Origin of the sequence: Pseudolactococcus reticulitermitis (genome assembly GCF_002260845.1) — a bacterium.
GTDB lineage: Bacteria > Bacillota > Bacilli > Lactobacillales > Streptococcaceae > Pseudolactococcus > Pseudolactococcus reticulitermitis.
The window spans coordinates 409,697-423,527 of sequence record NZ_BEDT01000001.1; the positions used below are offsets into that span (position 1 = coordinate 409,697).

Here is a 13,831-nt window from a genome sequence, read left to right on the forward strand (position 1 = left end):
CCGATAATTATTATAGCAAAATTTTTGTGGACTTGTCAAATCGACTTATTTCATCAAATTTGCCAATGTTTCTTTGTAAACTTGTAAAGCAGCCTGTCTATCTGCTTTCAGCGTTGGAAATTGTTTTTTAATCTGACTTGCTGTGATGAAGAAAAAGACAATCGCCGTCACCACCGTTGCCACAAACAAGAGTTCGATGAGTAATAATGGTAAAAGTTCCCCATTGTCTAAATGAAGCAATAGGATTGCCATCGGAATGGATAAAACATTATAGAGATAGACCATAATCGGCGCAATATAAGAACGATTTCCCAGCTTGAGTTTCGCATTAAAGCGGTGAACCTGAATCGTCGCAACCAATATCACAATACTGTAAAAACTCATGCCATAACCAAGCAAACCAATAATAAAGATGACAATCATTGCAATCGGAATCGCTAAATTCCCAGTCCATGTCGCATAGGGCAGTGATTGTTCTTGCAAGAGCGCCTTAGCTCGTTTTTTTTCGTCTTTCATTCAAACTCCTATTGTTTTAGTTAGCACTAGTATTTGCCTTGTAACCTCATTAAAAATACTCTCGCAAGATGACATCTTGCATGACAAACTCAGTAAATTCACCAATCATCATCGTGACGGCTTGACCTGAGCCAAATGTTAGATTGTTTTCTGGCAATAGGGTGTCGATAATCGTAAACTGCTTGTCTATATTAACTGGAAATCGCTTCAAGAAAGCTTTCAAATTGACAATTCGCGCCATCATATAGGGTAACAGGCTGATTTTAGCACGATTCGGCTCACGCATATCTTGTTCTAAAGTCACATTTGATGGTGCCGTGTAGACAAACTGTTCAAAGGCACCGGCGTGGCTGGCAATAAAACGATAGGCTGCGTTTTTGGCTTGGTCATCAAGGGTTATCAATTCGTGAATGATAAAATCCATACCATCAAAATCATAAATGACATAACCTCTAGGCTCAGACTGATTATACATGACTGCAAAATAAGGCTGTTTCTTATCATCAAAATAGTAAGACCATTCAAAATCACCCCGAACCAAGCTGCCATTCCCGATTGATTGGGCGTGAATGCTTGCTAGGTCTGACTGAGCTGTCGCAAAATCTAAACGTTTGACTGTTAAGTCAGTTTTGGCACCCGCTGGAAAGTCAGCTGCACGAATCTCATAGTGTTTTTGATTGAAGACATAACGATAACCAAATTGACTGTAAAAGCCATAAGAAAAAGGGGCGAGATAAGAAAAAATGGTTTCATTTTGATAATTCTCTTGTAAAATCTCAGTCATGAGCTGACTGGCTGCACCATTGCCACGGCACTCAGGGTAACTTGCCACATAGCCAATCCCCGACATTGGGACAGTCTGACCTTGAAAATTTACCTGAAAATGCGTATCAATAATCATGCTGGTCAAATCACCATTTTCAGTATGGGTATGCAGGGTCGACTGCTCTAATAATTTGTAAAAGGCACGGTCGCCGCCGGTTGGATTTTTATGAAAAGCATATTTCGCTAGGTCTAAGCAAGCTGTTTCAATCGTCATTTTATTCCTCACTTTGCCTGTCTAAAGGCATCAACAGCATCATAGCTGGCACGTGGCCCACCAATCAGCTTAGGGCGACTTTTGAGCGCGGTCACGTGCGCGCCACCTAATTCACGCCTGATTGGGCGAAATGGAATTTGCACATGCTTGACGTGCATCCCAATGGCTGTATCCCCAATATCAAGCCCCGCCTGTGCTGTGATAAATTCGACTTCGACGGGATCATGAAATAAAGCATAGGCTGCAACTTGACCGCTACCACCAGCATGGAGCTGCGGGATAACAGAAACAATTTCCAAGTCTTTGAGCTCTGCTAAGTCACGTTCGACTAACAAAGCCCGATTGAGATGTTCACAGCCTTGAACGGCTAAATGCACACCGATTGCCGCCAATTTATCATAAATCGTTTTGACAATGACTTGTCCAATTTCAGCTGATGACTGATGGCCGATTACCCCGCCATTGACTTCACTTGATGATAAACCTAGAACAAAAATCTGACCTTTTTTGAGGTCTGCTTGCTTGATGACATCATCAATCAAAATTTCTGTTTGTACTTGCAATTTCTCTAAATTCATTGATTTCCCTCACTGTTTAAACGTTGAAATACCCCGTATTCATTTGAGTTAAGGATAGCTTGATAAACAAATGCTTTACTGTATTCAACTGCTTCTAACACCGATTTCCCACGCGCCAGATTACTTGCAATCGCTGAAGCAAAGGTACAGCCTGCACCATTATTATTGCGCGCCACGATCGGTTGGACAAACTCGTGAAATGCTTGACCATCATAATAAATGTCTCTCGCAAAATGTTTATCCAGCCGACTACCACCTTTAATCACCGTATGCTGACTGCCCAGATTTGCCAAAATGACCGCTGCCGCTTTCATATCTGACAAAGTTGTAATGGTCATCCCAGACAACATCTCAGCCTCTCGCAAATTGGGCGTGATAACCGTGACATAGGGCAAAAACGCTAGCAGTTTCGCCGTCATTTGAGAGATTTCATCATCTTTATTTTCTTTAAATACCAACACTGGGTCGAAAATGACAGAGACATCTTGATGGCGCTGAATAAAACGCAAGGTTAAATCGGCAATCTCTAGTGATGGTAACAGACCTATCTTAATCGCATCGAAAGCAACACCTTCTAGACTGTCTAATTGCCGCTTAAAAATATCAAGATTCGTCGGAAAAATATCAAAGCCAGTCCCATTTTCAGCCGCTGTCACAATCGATGTCACGGCAACAAACCCATAAATGCCATACTGAGAATAGGTCGCTAAATCTGCCTGAAAACCGCCACCAGATAGAATATCCGAACCTGAAATCGCCAAGATTTTAGGCATTGGCTTCATCATCGTCGTCATAACGTACCTCCATCAGACACAGCCCCTGCGCAGGGGCTGTCGGCCCTGCTAACTCACGATTTTGCGCCGCTAAAATGTCAGAAACCCGTTCAACTGGCCATTTACCTGCACCAATTTTCACCAGCGTTCCGACCATATTTCTGACCTGCTTATATAAGAAACCATTGCCAGAAAAAATGAAGAGCATTTCATCTGTCCCATGTCTCACGACATCTGCCTGTGTAATCGTCCGAACCTTGTCCTCGACCGTCGCGCCAGAGGCTGTAAAGCCTGTGAAATCATGGGTCCCAACCAACAACTGGGCTGCCAGCACCATGTTGTCAAAAGCGATGATTTTCGGAAAATGGTAGCTGAAACGGCGGGTTAAGGGATTATTGGCACGAGAGGTGGTCAGGCGATACTGATAGGTTTTGCTGTGGGGGTTGAAGCGCGAATGAAAATCATCTGCAACCTGCTCAAGCGCTAAAACGTCAATATCATCCGGCGTTTGCGTGTCCAGGGCAAAACGCAATTTTTCAGCGTCACGCGCTTGGGGCAAATCAAAATGAATCATCTGAGCTAGCGCGTGAACGCCACTATCTGTCCGACCTGAGCCGTGAAGTTTGACTGGTTGACCTGAATTGAGTTTCGCCAAAACACGCTCTAGCTCCTCTTGAACAGTTCGACCATTATTTTGAATCTGAAAACCGGCAAAATCTGTGCCGTCGTATGCAATCTTTGCTTTATATCGTGTCATGCTAATATTATACTCAATTTAGAAGTCAATAGCAAAAAAGATTCTTTCGAATCTTTTTCAGGTAGCTTAGTCGTTCGACAAGGCTTCAATCGGGTTCAATCTCGCAGCTTTTCCTGCTGGCATGAGACTTGCAAACAAGGCGATGACGATAGCGATAATCACGCTACCAATCACAGCACCACTTGAAATTTGGATGATATGGAATTTATCAAGTAAGTCGCTGACGCCTGAGTTGACCGCAACTTCTCCCATAAAGGCGACCATAATCCCCAAAATAGCAGAGGCAAGCCCCAAAATTACCGTCTCGATCACAAAGAGTAAGCGAATATCCCCTTTTCTTGCCCCTAAAGCACGCAGAATACCAATCTCCTTCGTCCGTTCCGCAACTGACATATAAGTCGTTGCGATAATCATCATCAGACTCACCAGAAGTGAAATGCCGGCAACCAAGGCAAGAACGATAGTCACAATGGAGGTGATATTATTAATCGGTTTCAAAACAGTACCGAGCGAGAAGGTCACGAAGTCTTTCTTCCCATCTGTTTTCAGGTTTTGAATTTTCTTAACCACTGAGTCAACATTGTGGCTGTCATCAACCGTTGGCACGATAAAATTAGGCTCGGTTACGATACCATTTGCGGCAAAGGCTTTTTGCAGTGTCTTAAAGTGCATCGTCAGCGGACTTTGCGCAGGATTACCCTTGGTAATGCCTGATACTTTGACATCTTGGGTAATGGTGACAGGTGCACCGTTTTTGTTAATCATTTGATACTCAAGATGTAAGGTTTGACCGACAATTTTTTTCCAATTTTTTTTATCCCATTTTTTAGCAAAGGTATCTGGCACAACGACTTCACCTTCGCTTGGTTTTTGACCCACTAAGATTGAACTATCTGTATTCACACCTGTCCAAGTTTGAATTTCCGTAAAAGGTTCTTTTGTCTTATCAAGACTAACTGTCAAGTCAGCTGGGGTCACATCAAAGGCTTTTTCAACTTTTTTAACGTGATCTAATTTTTTAACTTTATCGACCAAGGTATCAGAAATCGCTGTTTTCGCCGAGTTTTGTGTCATTAGGCGCGTCGTTTCCATATAGGCTTCGTCATTTTTCTTATTCTCATCTGCAGTCACGCGCTTCATGACCATAGGGACATTAGGATTAGCCAAATCAGTGACCATTTTATTCATATAGCCTTTGGCGCCATTCCCTAACCCAAGGAAGAACATAACAGAAAAGAGACCGATGGCAACGCCAATCATAATCATCAGATTTTGTTTCCAATTATGTAGGAAATGCTGCCAAGCCATTCGCGATTTTGCGCCAAATGATAAGGATTTTGTCTTAAACTCACGCGCTTTTTCAATCGTTTCGTATGATGGCTTAATTCGCTCATCTGATGTCACTTGACCATCAGCCAGATGCACGATTCTCGTCCCATGATTCGCCACATCCTGCGAGTGCGTCACAACAATCACTGTCTTGCCACTTTTGGCAATGGTCGATAAAATCTCCAAGACATCGTTGGTATTTTGCGAGTCGAGCGCGCCTGTTGGCTCATCCGCAATAATAATGTCAGGGTCATTCGCCAGCGCCCGTGCAATGGCAACACGTTGCTTTTGACCACCCGATAATTGATTGGGATTTTTCTTCTTATGTTCCAGTAGCCCAACTTGTTTCAAAAGCGCCTCAGCTTTAACAAGTTGTTCCTTGTGCGATAAATTCGTCATTTTAAGTGAAATCATAACATTATCTAAAACACTCAGATAGCTAACCAGATTGAAGGATTGGAAGATAAAGCCTACTGTATCACGGCGATATTCATCCATGGATTTTTCTTTTTTATCTGCTTGCTTGGTGCCATTGACGATGACTTCACCATCATACTTGCGGTCAAGACCGCCGATGATGTTCATCAAAGTTGATTTTCCGCCGCCAGATTCCCCGAGAATTGAGACGAAGTCCCCTTTGCCAAAGCTGAGATTCAAACCTTTTAAGACTGGAAATTCTTCTTTTCCAAGAAAATAAGACTTCTTAATATTTTTTAATTCTAAGATTGTCATAGTGATGACCTTTCTATTGATACCGTAAAATATTTGTTCAATCTTAAGTATAAAGTTTTTTCAGACTATTTTCATGGGGCTTAAGACTTATTTTCACAATAAACTAGCACATCATACAAAAAAAGTTGCCCGACAGCAACTTCAAAACAAGGCACGCAAGATCGCCATCGCAACAACACCTGTCACGACCGCCAACATCAAAGATTTGTGACAGTAGCCAACCAACATGGCAGGCAGCATGGCGAGACATTTCATACCGTCAAGACTCGGTAGCGCATTTTTGTGCAAAATCAATAACTCAGAAACCAGTAAACTAGTCATCATCGAAAGCGATAAGTAGTTCAAAAAGCGTTTAAAGAAAGCTGGAAATTGAATCAGCTTAGCCAGCGGGAAAGGTAAAATTCTGGGTACCCAAGTGACGATAACGCCCGATAATAAAGCAAGATAAAAATACATCAGATGACCTCTGCCTTTCTAGTCTCTTTAGGTGTCGACATCACAGCACCAATCAAAGCACCGATAATCGTCGCAATCAAGACAGCCACATAGCTAGAGGTGACAATCCCCGCTAGACCATAAATCACGGCTGAACTTACCAAGACAGTCAGCACAATCTTAAGGCGCTCCGTTTTAACCATAGCATCTAGGGTCAAGACCAGTAAACCAATAAACATAGCGACTAGGGCATAATCAATGCCAAGTTTTTCAGGATTCGCAATGAGATTACCTACTGCCGCGCCTAAAATCGTAGACAGTATCCAAGTCAGATAACTCATCATATTTACCCCATGCATCCAAGATGTTGTGATCGGGGTGTTTGTCGCATCTTCCAAAACCATGAGCCCAAAGGATTCATCGGTCATCAAGCTACCCATGCCGATACCGGATTTGAGGGACTGATGCGGAAAGATTTGCGTGGCGGTCAGGCTTTGGAGGAACATGCGAAAATTGACGAGGAAGATAGTCAGGCTAATGATGGCAATCGGCGCATGCACTACCAGCATAGCAATCATGATGAACTGGCCGGAACCGGCGTAGAGTAAAATGGATAGACAGGCGACTTGCCATGGACTAAAACCCTGAGCGACGGCGACGATGCCAAATGCCGCACCGATACTGATGTAGCCTAGGCTAACGGGAATGGCCGCTCTCATTCCATCCCTAAACTTATAACTTTTTGACATGTTCGACTCCTGAAGTGTAATAGGTTTATTATAGCAGAAAATCAGGTGTTTTTTTCTGGTTTTTGTTAGAGATTGAAAAACAGAGATTCTTCCTTGATTTTGTGATACTTTTTAGGGTGAAAAAAACAGCCCTATTGACTGTCTTTTTGATATTTGTCTACTCGGATTAGGTTTCGCAAGCGAAACGAGAAGTTCACAGAACTGCTCAAACACTACGCGGTTCTCAAATCCTTGTAGGCAAACAAATGACGCTTCGCTGAAAGCCTTTGGCTTTCGACTTCGATTACATTTGTTTGTTATAGTATTCAACGACGAGTGCTTCGTTGATTTCTGGGTTGATTTCGTCGCGTTCTGGTAAACGTGCGAATGTCCCTTCAAGTTTGTCAGCGTCGAATGTGATGAAGCTTGGACGGCCAAGTGTTGCTTCAACGGCTTCAAGGATTGCTGGTACTTTGATTGATTTTTCGCGAACTGAGATTACATCACCAACATTTACGCGGTATGATGGGATGTCAACACGTGAACCGTTAACCAAGATATGACCGTGGTTGACGAATTGACGTGCTTGACGACGAGTTGTTGCTAAACCAAGACGGTAAACAACGTTGTCAAGACGACGTTCAAGAAGGACCATGAAGTTGAAACCAAGTGTGCCTTCTTTTGCTTTAGTTGCTTGAACAAACAAGTTACGGAATTGACGTTCAGAAACGCCGTAAGTGAAACGGAGTTTTTGTTTTTCAGCCAATTGCAAACCGTACTCAGAAAGTTTTGAGCGGTTGTTTGGACCGTGTTGACCTGGTACGTAGTTACGACGTGCGATTTCTTTCCCAGTACCTGTCAATGATACGCCGAGACGACGTGATTGTTTCCATGATGGACCTGTGTAACGTGACATATGAATGTCTCCTTCAAAAATTTGATTTGAAGAGCATGTTTTGCAAGTTTCCGGTTCGTGCATTTCCAGTTCGCCTCACAGCTTTGGTTACTTTGTAACACTGGAAATGTTGACGATGCCCTAGCTCGCGGCTGCATAACTCAACTCTACAAGTATATCAGGAAAATGCTAGTCTGTCAAGGAAAAAATCATAATACCCGCAGCAACAGCAACATTTAAAGACTCTGCCTGACCGGGCATATGAATATGTGCTAAAATATCAGCGGTAACTGATGTTTCTGGTGTGATACCCGCCCCTTCATTCCCCATGATGAGGGCAAACTTGTCAGGTTGACTGAGAGTTCGATAGTCTACCGATGTCTCTGATAGGGTGGTCGCAATCACTATCGTTCCCTGAGTTTTCAAGCGTTGATATAAATCCTGCGCCTCATTTTCCTGAAAAATCGGCAGATGAAAGTGTGAGCCTTGCATGGTGCGCAGGACTTTTGGCGAGTAGATGTCGGCGCTACCCGCTGTCAAAATGACACCGTCAAAACCCGCAGCATCAGCCGTTCTAATCATCGTGCCGACATTGCCCGGATCCTGAACATTTTCCAAAATCAGGAGTTTGTTTAGTTGTTCAGGTTTTAGAGCTGATGGTTCAAGACTCACTTCCGCGATAATGCCTTGCGGTGTTTCAGCGTCTGATAAGAACTTCATGACGTCGTCTGAGACGAGTGTCGCATTCGGTATGTCCGCAAATTTTTCCGTTACAAAAATCTGTTTGAAATCCGCCCCAGATGCCAAAGCCTCTTCATATAAATGCTGCCCTTCAATTAGGTAAGAATTCGTCCGATTTTTCTTTTTATAAAGTTTCTTCGCGTGCTTGACGCGTGTGTTATCTTTTGATGTGATCATTTCCATAGGTCTATTTTAACATAATGGTGACTGCCTTAGTTCCTTTTGCCGCAAATAAGACAAAAAGGAAGCGCTACCAATACTTGCCACAATTCTACCCATTTCTGATATAATGGAGTTAAAGATAGTCAATTTAATTCGCGAATAGCTCTACTGAAACGGGGTAGCAGAACTGTTCAAGTTCCAAGAACTCACGAAGTGAAAGCTTAGAAAGGGAATAAAGATGAACAAAGTCAAGTTAAATGCGACGGGTCGTGTGCAAGGTGTGGGCTTTCGTTATACGACGTTCCAGTTAGCCAAACGCCTGAATATCAAGGGGACGGTCAAAAATGAGTGCGACGGCTCAGTCACAATTTTTGCCCAATCCGACGACAAGCTCAGCCTGCAAAAATTTATCAGTGACGTCCGAAAATCGCCGTCACCTTATGGTCATGTGGCTTATTTGGATGTGAAACTTGATAATTCACCAGACTTTGATGATTTCAAAATGATTAATTAAGGAGATTAGCATGACGATTATCAAAATTGCCAATTTTGGCCTTGCTTTTTTATTGGAAATGGGTGCGCTTGTTATTTTAGGTTATTGGGGCTTTCATCTCCAAGCGGATAGGATTGTGCGTATCGTCGTTGCCATCTTGGCACCGCTCGTCATGAGTGTTGTCTGGGGGATTTGGTGTGCGCCGACATCAAGTTATCGACTAGACGGTATCCAGCTCCTTCTAATAAAATGTCTCATCTTTGGCAGTGTGACTTGTTGCCTTTTTAACATGAAACAGACCACATTTGCGGTTGGCTTTGGACTTTTGGTTATGCTCCACTTAGGTCTCAGTCTTTATTTTAAAACACTTTAATGACTTCAAAATAACCAATTAAGATAAAAATACCTTGGATGGTCAGGTTTCATTTCCTGATTAGCCAAGGTATTTTTGATGACTTTACAAATAGCGATCCATCATCGTATTCGCGACAAAAGGTTTGTTCATGGTGTAGATATGTACGCCATCGACGCCACGAGCTAGGAGGTCGTCGATTTGCTTGCAGGCGTAGTCCATGCCCGCTTTTTGCAGGTCTTCTGGCGAATCCTTGTATTTGTTGATGATTTTAATCAAGCGTGTCGGTAGGCTAGCCCCGAAGAAAATCATGCGTTCCACTTGAGATTTTTGCAGGACTGGCATAATACCTGCGGCAATCGGTGCTTCAATCCCTGAATTTTTAATATAATCATTAAGCCTTAAAAATTTGGCATTGTCAAAAAAGAGCTGACTGATAAAAAAATTAGCGCCTGCATCATATTTGCGTTTGACATGCTCGATATTCTCAACATCCAGTGGACTATCGACATGGCCTTCTGGATAAATGGCGGCAGCGATGTCAAAATCGCCCGCTTTTTTAATGTCCGTGATGAGTTCGTGCGCATAATGATAACTATCCGGACAGCCTGTTACATCTGTGTTTTTCGGCAGATCCCCACGCAAGGCTAAAATATTTTGGACGTTTTTAGCCTTAATCTCAGCCAAAATTTCTGTGATTTGCTCCGGATTATTATGAATCGACGTCAAATGGTGCATGGTTTCGATGCCATAGGCTTTTTTGATTTTTTCAGCAATCTCTAGCGTCTTATTTTCCTGACCGACATTGCCCATGGCGCCATAAGTTACACTAATATAATCTGGTTTGTGGGTCAAGCCAGCCACGGTTTGATAAATGGTTTCAATCCCCGCATCAGTTTTGGGCGGGAAGATTTCTAGAGAAATGACAGATTTCTTCTGGATATTTTTTGCTCGATAGATGTCAGTTATTTTCATAAGACTATTCTAACAAACTTTACCTGAATTGGAAATTTGTTAAAAATAGCGATTGGTTATAGTTTCAAGTTATAGCAAAACAACTTCTCTGATACCCTGAACTGAGTTACAGCAGAAAATCTTATCTGCTCGGGTTAAGTCTTCTCGGTATAGGACTTGCTCACGACACTTACCAGCATCTAATAAATATTGGCGATAAATTCCCGGCAATAACCCACTTGATAAAGGCGGCGTCAACCACTCGCCATTGATTTCAAGAATTAGATTAGCACGCGACATTTCCGTTAGCTCACCACGTTCATTGACAAAAATTTCATCTTTGGCTTGAAAATAAGGTCGGTAGGTTGTTTTATGCGCAAGAAAATTGGCATGACTGTCAATGGTCATGGGGGATAAAGCAACGGTGTTGAAAGCTTTAATCGGTCGATAAGAGGTCTCAAACTTACCGTCACGACTGAGGACCAAGCGTAGCATACCATCTTGTTCGGGTTGGAAATTCAAAATATCAGGATTGAACCTAAACCCATAGTAAGCAGCCGATTTTTGCAGTCGCTCGAAGTGCTCAGCCTTAAAAGTCAGCTGACCATTTTCAACTTGAATCGTCTCAATCAGCTGAATATCATCTTGTAAGAAAGCCGTTTTCGTCTGGGTCTCCAACCATTCATCGGCGGTATCCGAATCCCAAACAATGGCGCCACCCACCCGATATTTAAACGCATCAGCACCCGTCTGGCGTTGCAAGATGCGAATGGGCACGCTAAAGGTCAGCTTCTCTGGACTTAAAAAGCCAATGGCACCACAGTAAATGTCACGACTGCCCTGCTCCAGACGCTCAATAATGGCCATGGTTGAGATTTTCGGCGCGCCTGTCACAGAACCATTAGGGAATAGGGCTTGAAAAATCATCAACAAATCGGTGTCTGGTTTCAAGTCTGCCTCGATTTGCGAGGTCATCTGATGAACGGTGGCGTGTGTTTCCACTTCAAATAACTTGGTGACTTTGACGCTCCCGTTCTCCGCAATTCTGCCCAAATCATTACGCATGAGATCGACAATCATGACATTTTCAGCGCGATTTTTTTCATCTGTTTTAAGAAAGGCAATGCGTTCAGCATCTTCTGCTGCTGACTGTCCCCGCTTGACCGTGCCTTTCATCGGCCGCGTCGTGATATGCTGCTCCTCAATTTCAAAGAAAAGTTCAGGCGAAAAGCTGAGTAGGGTGTCGTACTCATTTTTGATAAAGGTATTATAAGGCGTCCGTTGCTTAGTTAAGAGGTGTTCGTAGAGCGCTAAGTCATCGCCAGTATAAGGCACTTGATAGTCATAAGTATAGTTGACTTCGTAGGTGTTGCCAACTCGTTGCTCTTGTTTAATCTCAGCAATGGCGTCTGCGTAATCTGAAAAGGTCAGCTGCGCTTGGGCGGTGAGGCTGAGCTCTGGCGCATTTTTCGGGAGGTAGGGCGTGAAGCCATCAAAAACTTGAAAGTAGAGGAGGGGGCTTTCAGACTTGATTGGCTTGCCTAGGAAAACGTCCTTAGCTTCATAACGGATATAGCCAACCAGATAATGTGTCTGCTGCCATTTTTCAATTTCAGTCAAGGCTGCAATCACACTCGCCTTGTCAAAAGCTATCAGCGTAGCTATAGGGTGCTCAAATTTTTTATCATCATAGATCATCATCGTTCTTTTATTATAGCAAAAAACTGGCTTTCACCAGTTAAATAAATGAACGATTTTCATGTTCCAGCGCACTTCTTTCGCGTAGAAAATGTTGCCACCATTTTTATAGAGCTTGCCTTTATTGAACAAAAGCGAATTCAGCGTAATGTGATAATATTCCTCGGCTGTCGTATTGCCCAAACTCGGGGCAACGACATCTTTAGAATAAGCCTCCGCCAAAGTTAAAGTGTTCTTACCGCCATTTTTGGCGATATAGTCAACATAGGCTTTGCCAAAATTATAGGCTTGGACGCCCGTCCAGACGTCGACGCCTTTTTCATGGGCATATTCCAGCATTTCGGTTAGATTGGTAATGCCTTGATGAATGCTGTCCTCTTCGGTCTCAATCGTATCATGGGTCGACTCAGTCGACTGCATGACATCGGTGCGTTTCCCCTTGGTTTCGGTGTAGATAATCGACAGGACTAACTCGCGATTGCCTGAGACACCATGTTTTTCTAAAGTCTGCGTGACAAAGTCATCGTATTTCATGACGTTCTTGACGTTTTCATGCGTGCGGTAGACCCAAAAACCAACTCCCACAAGGATAATCAGGAGGAATAGATTTCTAATTTTTTTTAGCAATATGTCCTCCTTTCCACCTCGTCTTTAGCGAGTAGAGCTTACCATTTGTTCTTGATTTCCTCGATATTTTTGATGATAATCGAGTAAGTCCCGTCATCATTTTGGATAAATTCGACCGTCTCAGCATCTTCATACAGACTTTGAGGAACAATCATCTCAATCCCATTTGACAAGGACAGTTTTTGATTGGATAGTTTTTTCTCAATTTTTTCCATCGGCATCTGCTCAAACCGGATTTTGTCAGGGATTTCTGCCTTGACTTGATCCTTAAAGGCCAAACGCGCCGTCAGATTATCTGCAAATAACTGGTCTGCTAGTGCTTCTGGATTGAGATTTTCCTGTTTTTCGACGGCATGAAAAACCGCATTTTGCACCTTTTGCGAAAAGGCAAACTCATCATCGTCGTAAGACTTGGCGACAGACTCTGCCGTCTTTTTAATCGTTTTAATCGCTTTATTGACTGAAATCTCAGGCTTTTCAGCTAGCAGATTCTCTGAAAAATAGTTGTAGTTTTTACCGTTGTATTTAATCCGTTTTTCCAGCAAATGGTAGCTGAATGTGTTGCGATTGATGGCAATGGCTTCATCAGCAGCTGAACCAGCCCCGGGCAATGACGATTCGGTTTTACGAATCTTGATTTGTCCGGTTACCGTATCAAAGTCATGCGAAAAAGAATCCCGCAGCGACAACCTGATAAAAGCAAAATGTGGCTGGGTGTCTAATTCGTAGGCAACAAAAAGCAAGTCATTTTGCTTTTGCTTCTCTGACAAGATAAACTCTTCTCGCCAGAAATTCGCAACGGCAATCGTTGAGGGGATAAAATCATCTGTCATTAGTGATAAAAAGTGATTTTCTTCTGATAAAACGCCACGTTTGGCATCATCAGAATAGATTTTTTCTACTTTTTTCGTCACATAGTCAAGCATGACGGGTGTCAACTCCATGAGATTTTCCGAGAAAGTAATCTCTGGTTGACCGGGGTCAAAAGCGTGCAAAATCGCTTTTTTGATATAGATGTCCAT

At 42.9% G+C, this 13,831-nt stretch carries 16 protein-coding genes; 2 read left to right on the forward strand and 14 right to left on the reverse strand.

The features are described 5' to 3' along the window. Positions 1-45: 45 nt before the first annotated feature. From RsY01_RS01975 to RsY01_RS02020, 10 genes are all read right to left on the reverse strand, one after another. Positions 46-516, reverse strand: a complete 471-nt coding sequence (locus RsY01_RS01975) for a hypothetical protein (RefSeq protein WP_094783885.1) — start codon at positions 514-516, stop codon at positions 46-48. 49 nt (positions 517-565) lie between these two features. Next, positions 566-1,555 (reverse strand): GNAT family N-acetyltransferase, encoded by a 990-nt coding sequence (locus tag RsY01_RS01980; protein ID WP_094783886.1) that lies wholly within the window; start codon positions 1,553-1,555, stop codon positions 566-568. Between the two features lie 8 nt (positions 1,556-1,563). After that, the gene (locus RsY01_RS01985; protein WP_094783887.1) at positions 1,564-2,133 is read right to left on the reverse strand and encodes a TIGR01440 family protein; all 570 of its coding nucleotides are present in this window, start codon (positions 2,131-2,133) and stop codon (positions 1,564-1,566) included. Then, positions 2,130-2,927, reverse strand: a complete 798-nt coding sequence (locus RsY01_RS01990) for a bifunctional hydroxymethylpyrimidine kinase/phosphomethylpyrimidine kinase (protein ID WP_094783888.1) — start codon at positions 2,925-2,927, stop codon at positions 2,130-2,132. The genes RsY01_RS01985 and RsY01_RS01990 overlap by 4 nt, the downstream gene beginning before the upstream one ends. Further along, the gene (gene truA / locus RsY01_RS01995) at positions 2,899-3,663 is read right to left on the reverse strand and encodes a tRNA pseudouridine(38-40) synthase TruA (RefSeq protein ID WP_094783889.1); all 765 of its coding nucleotides are present in this window, start codon (positions 3,661-3,663) and stop codon (positions 2,899-2,901) included. The genes RsY01_RS01990 and truA overlap by 29 nt, the downstream gene beginning before the upstream one ends. A 66-nt stretch (positions 3,664-3,729) precedes the next feature. Continuing rightward, complete coding sequence (locus RsY01_RS02000; protein ID WP_094783890.1) at positions 3,730-5,724, reverse strand: ABC transporter ATP-binding protein/permease; 1,995 nt, start codon at positions 5,722-5,724, stop codon at positions 3,730-3,732. Positions 5,725-5,865: 141 nt separating this feature from the next. Beyond that, on the reverse strand, positions 5,866-6,180 hold the full coding sequence (locus RsY01_RS02005; RefSeq protein ID WP_094783891.1) for an AzlD domain-containing protein: 315 nt from the start codon (positions 6,178-6,180) through the stop codon (positions 5,866-5,868). Then, on the reverse strand, positions 6,180-6,908 hold the full coding sequence (locus RsY01_RS02010) for an AzlC family ABC transporter permease (RefSeq protein ID WP_094783892.1): 729 nt from the start codon (positions 6,906-6,908) through the stop codon (positions 6,180-6,182). The genes RsY01_RS02005 and RsY01_RS02010 overlap by 1 nt, the downstream gene beginning before the upstream one ends. Positions 6,909-7,191: 283 nt before the next feature. Next, positions 7,192-7,803, reverse strand: a complete 612-nt coding sequence (rpsD, locus tag RsY01_RS02015) for a 30S ribosomal protein S4 (RefSeq protein WP_094783893.1) — start codon at positions 7,801-7,803, stop codon at positions 7,192-7,194. A gap of 168 nt (positions 7,804-7,971) precedes the next feature. Further along, entirely contained in the window at positions 7,972-8,706 is a 735-nt protein-coding gene (locus tag RsY01_RS02020) for a TrmH family RNA methyltransferase (protein WP_094783894.1), read from the reverse strand. 217 nt (positions 8,707-8,923) lie between these two features. Between RsY01_RS02020 and RsY01_RS02025 the strand changes: the two genes are divergently transcribed. Further along, complete coding sequence (locus tag RsY01_RS02025; protein WP_094783895.1) at positions 8,924-9,199, forward strand: acylphosphatase; 276 nt, start codon at positions 8,924-8,926, stop codon at positions 9,197-9,199. A gap of 10 nt (positions 9,200-9,209) precedes the next feature. Then, positions 9,210-9,551, forward strand: a complete 342-nt coding sequence (locus RsY01_RS02030) for a YrdB family protein (RefSeq protein ID WP_094783896.1) — start codon at positions 9,210-9,212, stop codon at positions 9,549-9,551. An 84-nt stretch (positions 9,552-9,635) separates the two neighbouring features. Here the strand turns inward: RsY01_RS02030 and RsY01_RS02035 are convergent, their stop codons facing one another. From RsY01_RS02035 to RsY01_RS02050, 4 genes are all read right to left on the reverse strand, one after another. Then, entirely contained in the window at positions 9,636-10,505 is an 870-nt protein-coding gene (locus RsY01_RS02035; protein WP_094783897.1) for a methylenetetrahydrofolate reductase, read from the reverse strand. 69 nt (positions 10,506-10,574) lie between these two features. Continuing rightward, a complete protein-coding gene (gene pabB / locus RsY01_RS02040) occupies positions 10,575-12,185 on the reverse strand; it encodes an aminodeoxychorismate synthase component I (protein ID WP_094783898.1) in 1,611 nt (536 codons plus the stop codon). Positions 12,186-12,215: 30 nt separating this feature from the next. Continuing rightward, positions 12,216-12,809 (reverse strand): lysozyme family protein, encoded by a 594-nt coding sequence (locus tag RsY01_RS02045; RefSeq protein WP_167373209.1) that lies wholly within the window; start codon positions 12,807-12,809, stop codon positions 12,216-12,218. 38 nt (positions 12,810-12,847) lie between these two features. Further along, positions 12,848-13,831, reverse strand: coding sequence for a nucleoid-associated protein (locus RsY01_RS02050; protein WP_094784225.1), 984 nt, complete (start codon positions 13,829-13,831; stop codon positions 12,848-12,850).

Bases quoted from the DNA above. Each gene is read 5' to 3' on its own strand.
- pabB (WP_094783898.1), bottom strand. From the start codon at position 12,185: ATGATGATCTATGATGATAAAAAATTTGAGCACCCTATAGCTACGCTG.
- RsY01_RS02020 (WP_094783894.1), bottom strand. From the start codon at position 8,706: ATGGAAATGATCACATCAAAAGATAACACACGCGTCAAGCACGCGAAG.
- RsY01_RS02030 (WP_094783896.1), top strand. From the start codon at position 9,210: ATGACGATTATCAAAATTGCCAATTTTGGCCTTGCTTTTTTATTGGAA.
- RsY01_RS01975 (WP_094783885.1), bottom strand. From the start codon at position 516: ATGAAAGACGAAAAAAAACGAGCTAAGGCGCTCTTGCAAGAACAATCA.
- rpsD (WP_094783893.1), bottom strand. From the start codon at position 7,803: ATGTCACGTTACACAGGTCCATCATGGAAACAATCACGTCGTCTCGGC.
- RsY01_RS02035 (WP_094783897.1), bottom strand. From the start codon at position 10,505: ATGAAAATAACTGACATCTATCGAGCAAAAAATATCCAGAAGAAATCT.
- RsY01_RS01985 (WP_094783887.1), bottom strand. From the start codon at position 2,133: ATGAATTTAGAGAAATTGCAAGTACAAACAGAAATTTTGATTGATGAT.
- truA (WP_094783889.1), bottom strand. From the start codon at position 3,663: ATGACACGATATAAAGCAAAGATTGCATACGACGGCACAGATTTTGCC.
- RsY01_RS02010 (WP_094783892.1), bottom strand. From the start codon at position 6,908: ATGTCAAAAAGTTATAAGTTTAGGGATGGAATGAGAGCGGCCATTCCC.
- RsY01_RS02005 (WP_094783891.1), bottom strand. From the start codon at position 6,180: ATGTATTTTTATCTTGCTTTATTATCGGGCGTTATCGTCACTTGGGTA.
- RsY01_RS02025 (WP_094783895.1), top strand. From the start codon at position 8,924: ATGAACAAAGTCAAGTTAAATGCGACGGGTCGTGTGCAAGGTGTGGGC.
- RsY01_RS02050 (WP_094784225.1), bottom strand. From the start codon at position 13,831: ATGGACATCTATATCAAAAAAGCGATTTTGCACGCTTTTGACCCCGGT.
- RsY01_RS01990 (WP_094783888.1), bottom strand. From the start codon at position 2,927: ATGACGACGATGATGAAGCCAATGCCTAAAATCTTGGCGATTTCAGGT.
- RsY01_RS02000 (WP_094783890.1), bottom strand. From the start codon at position 5,724: ATGACAATCTTAGAATTAAAAAATATTAAGAAGTCTTATTTTCTTGGA.
- RsY01_RS01980 (WP_094783886.1), bottom strand. From the start codon at position 1,555: ATGACGATTGAAACAGCTTGCTTAGACCTAGCGAAATATGCTTTTCAT.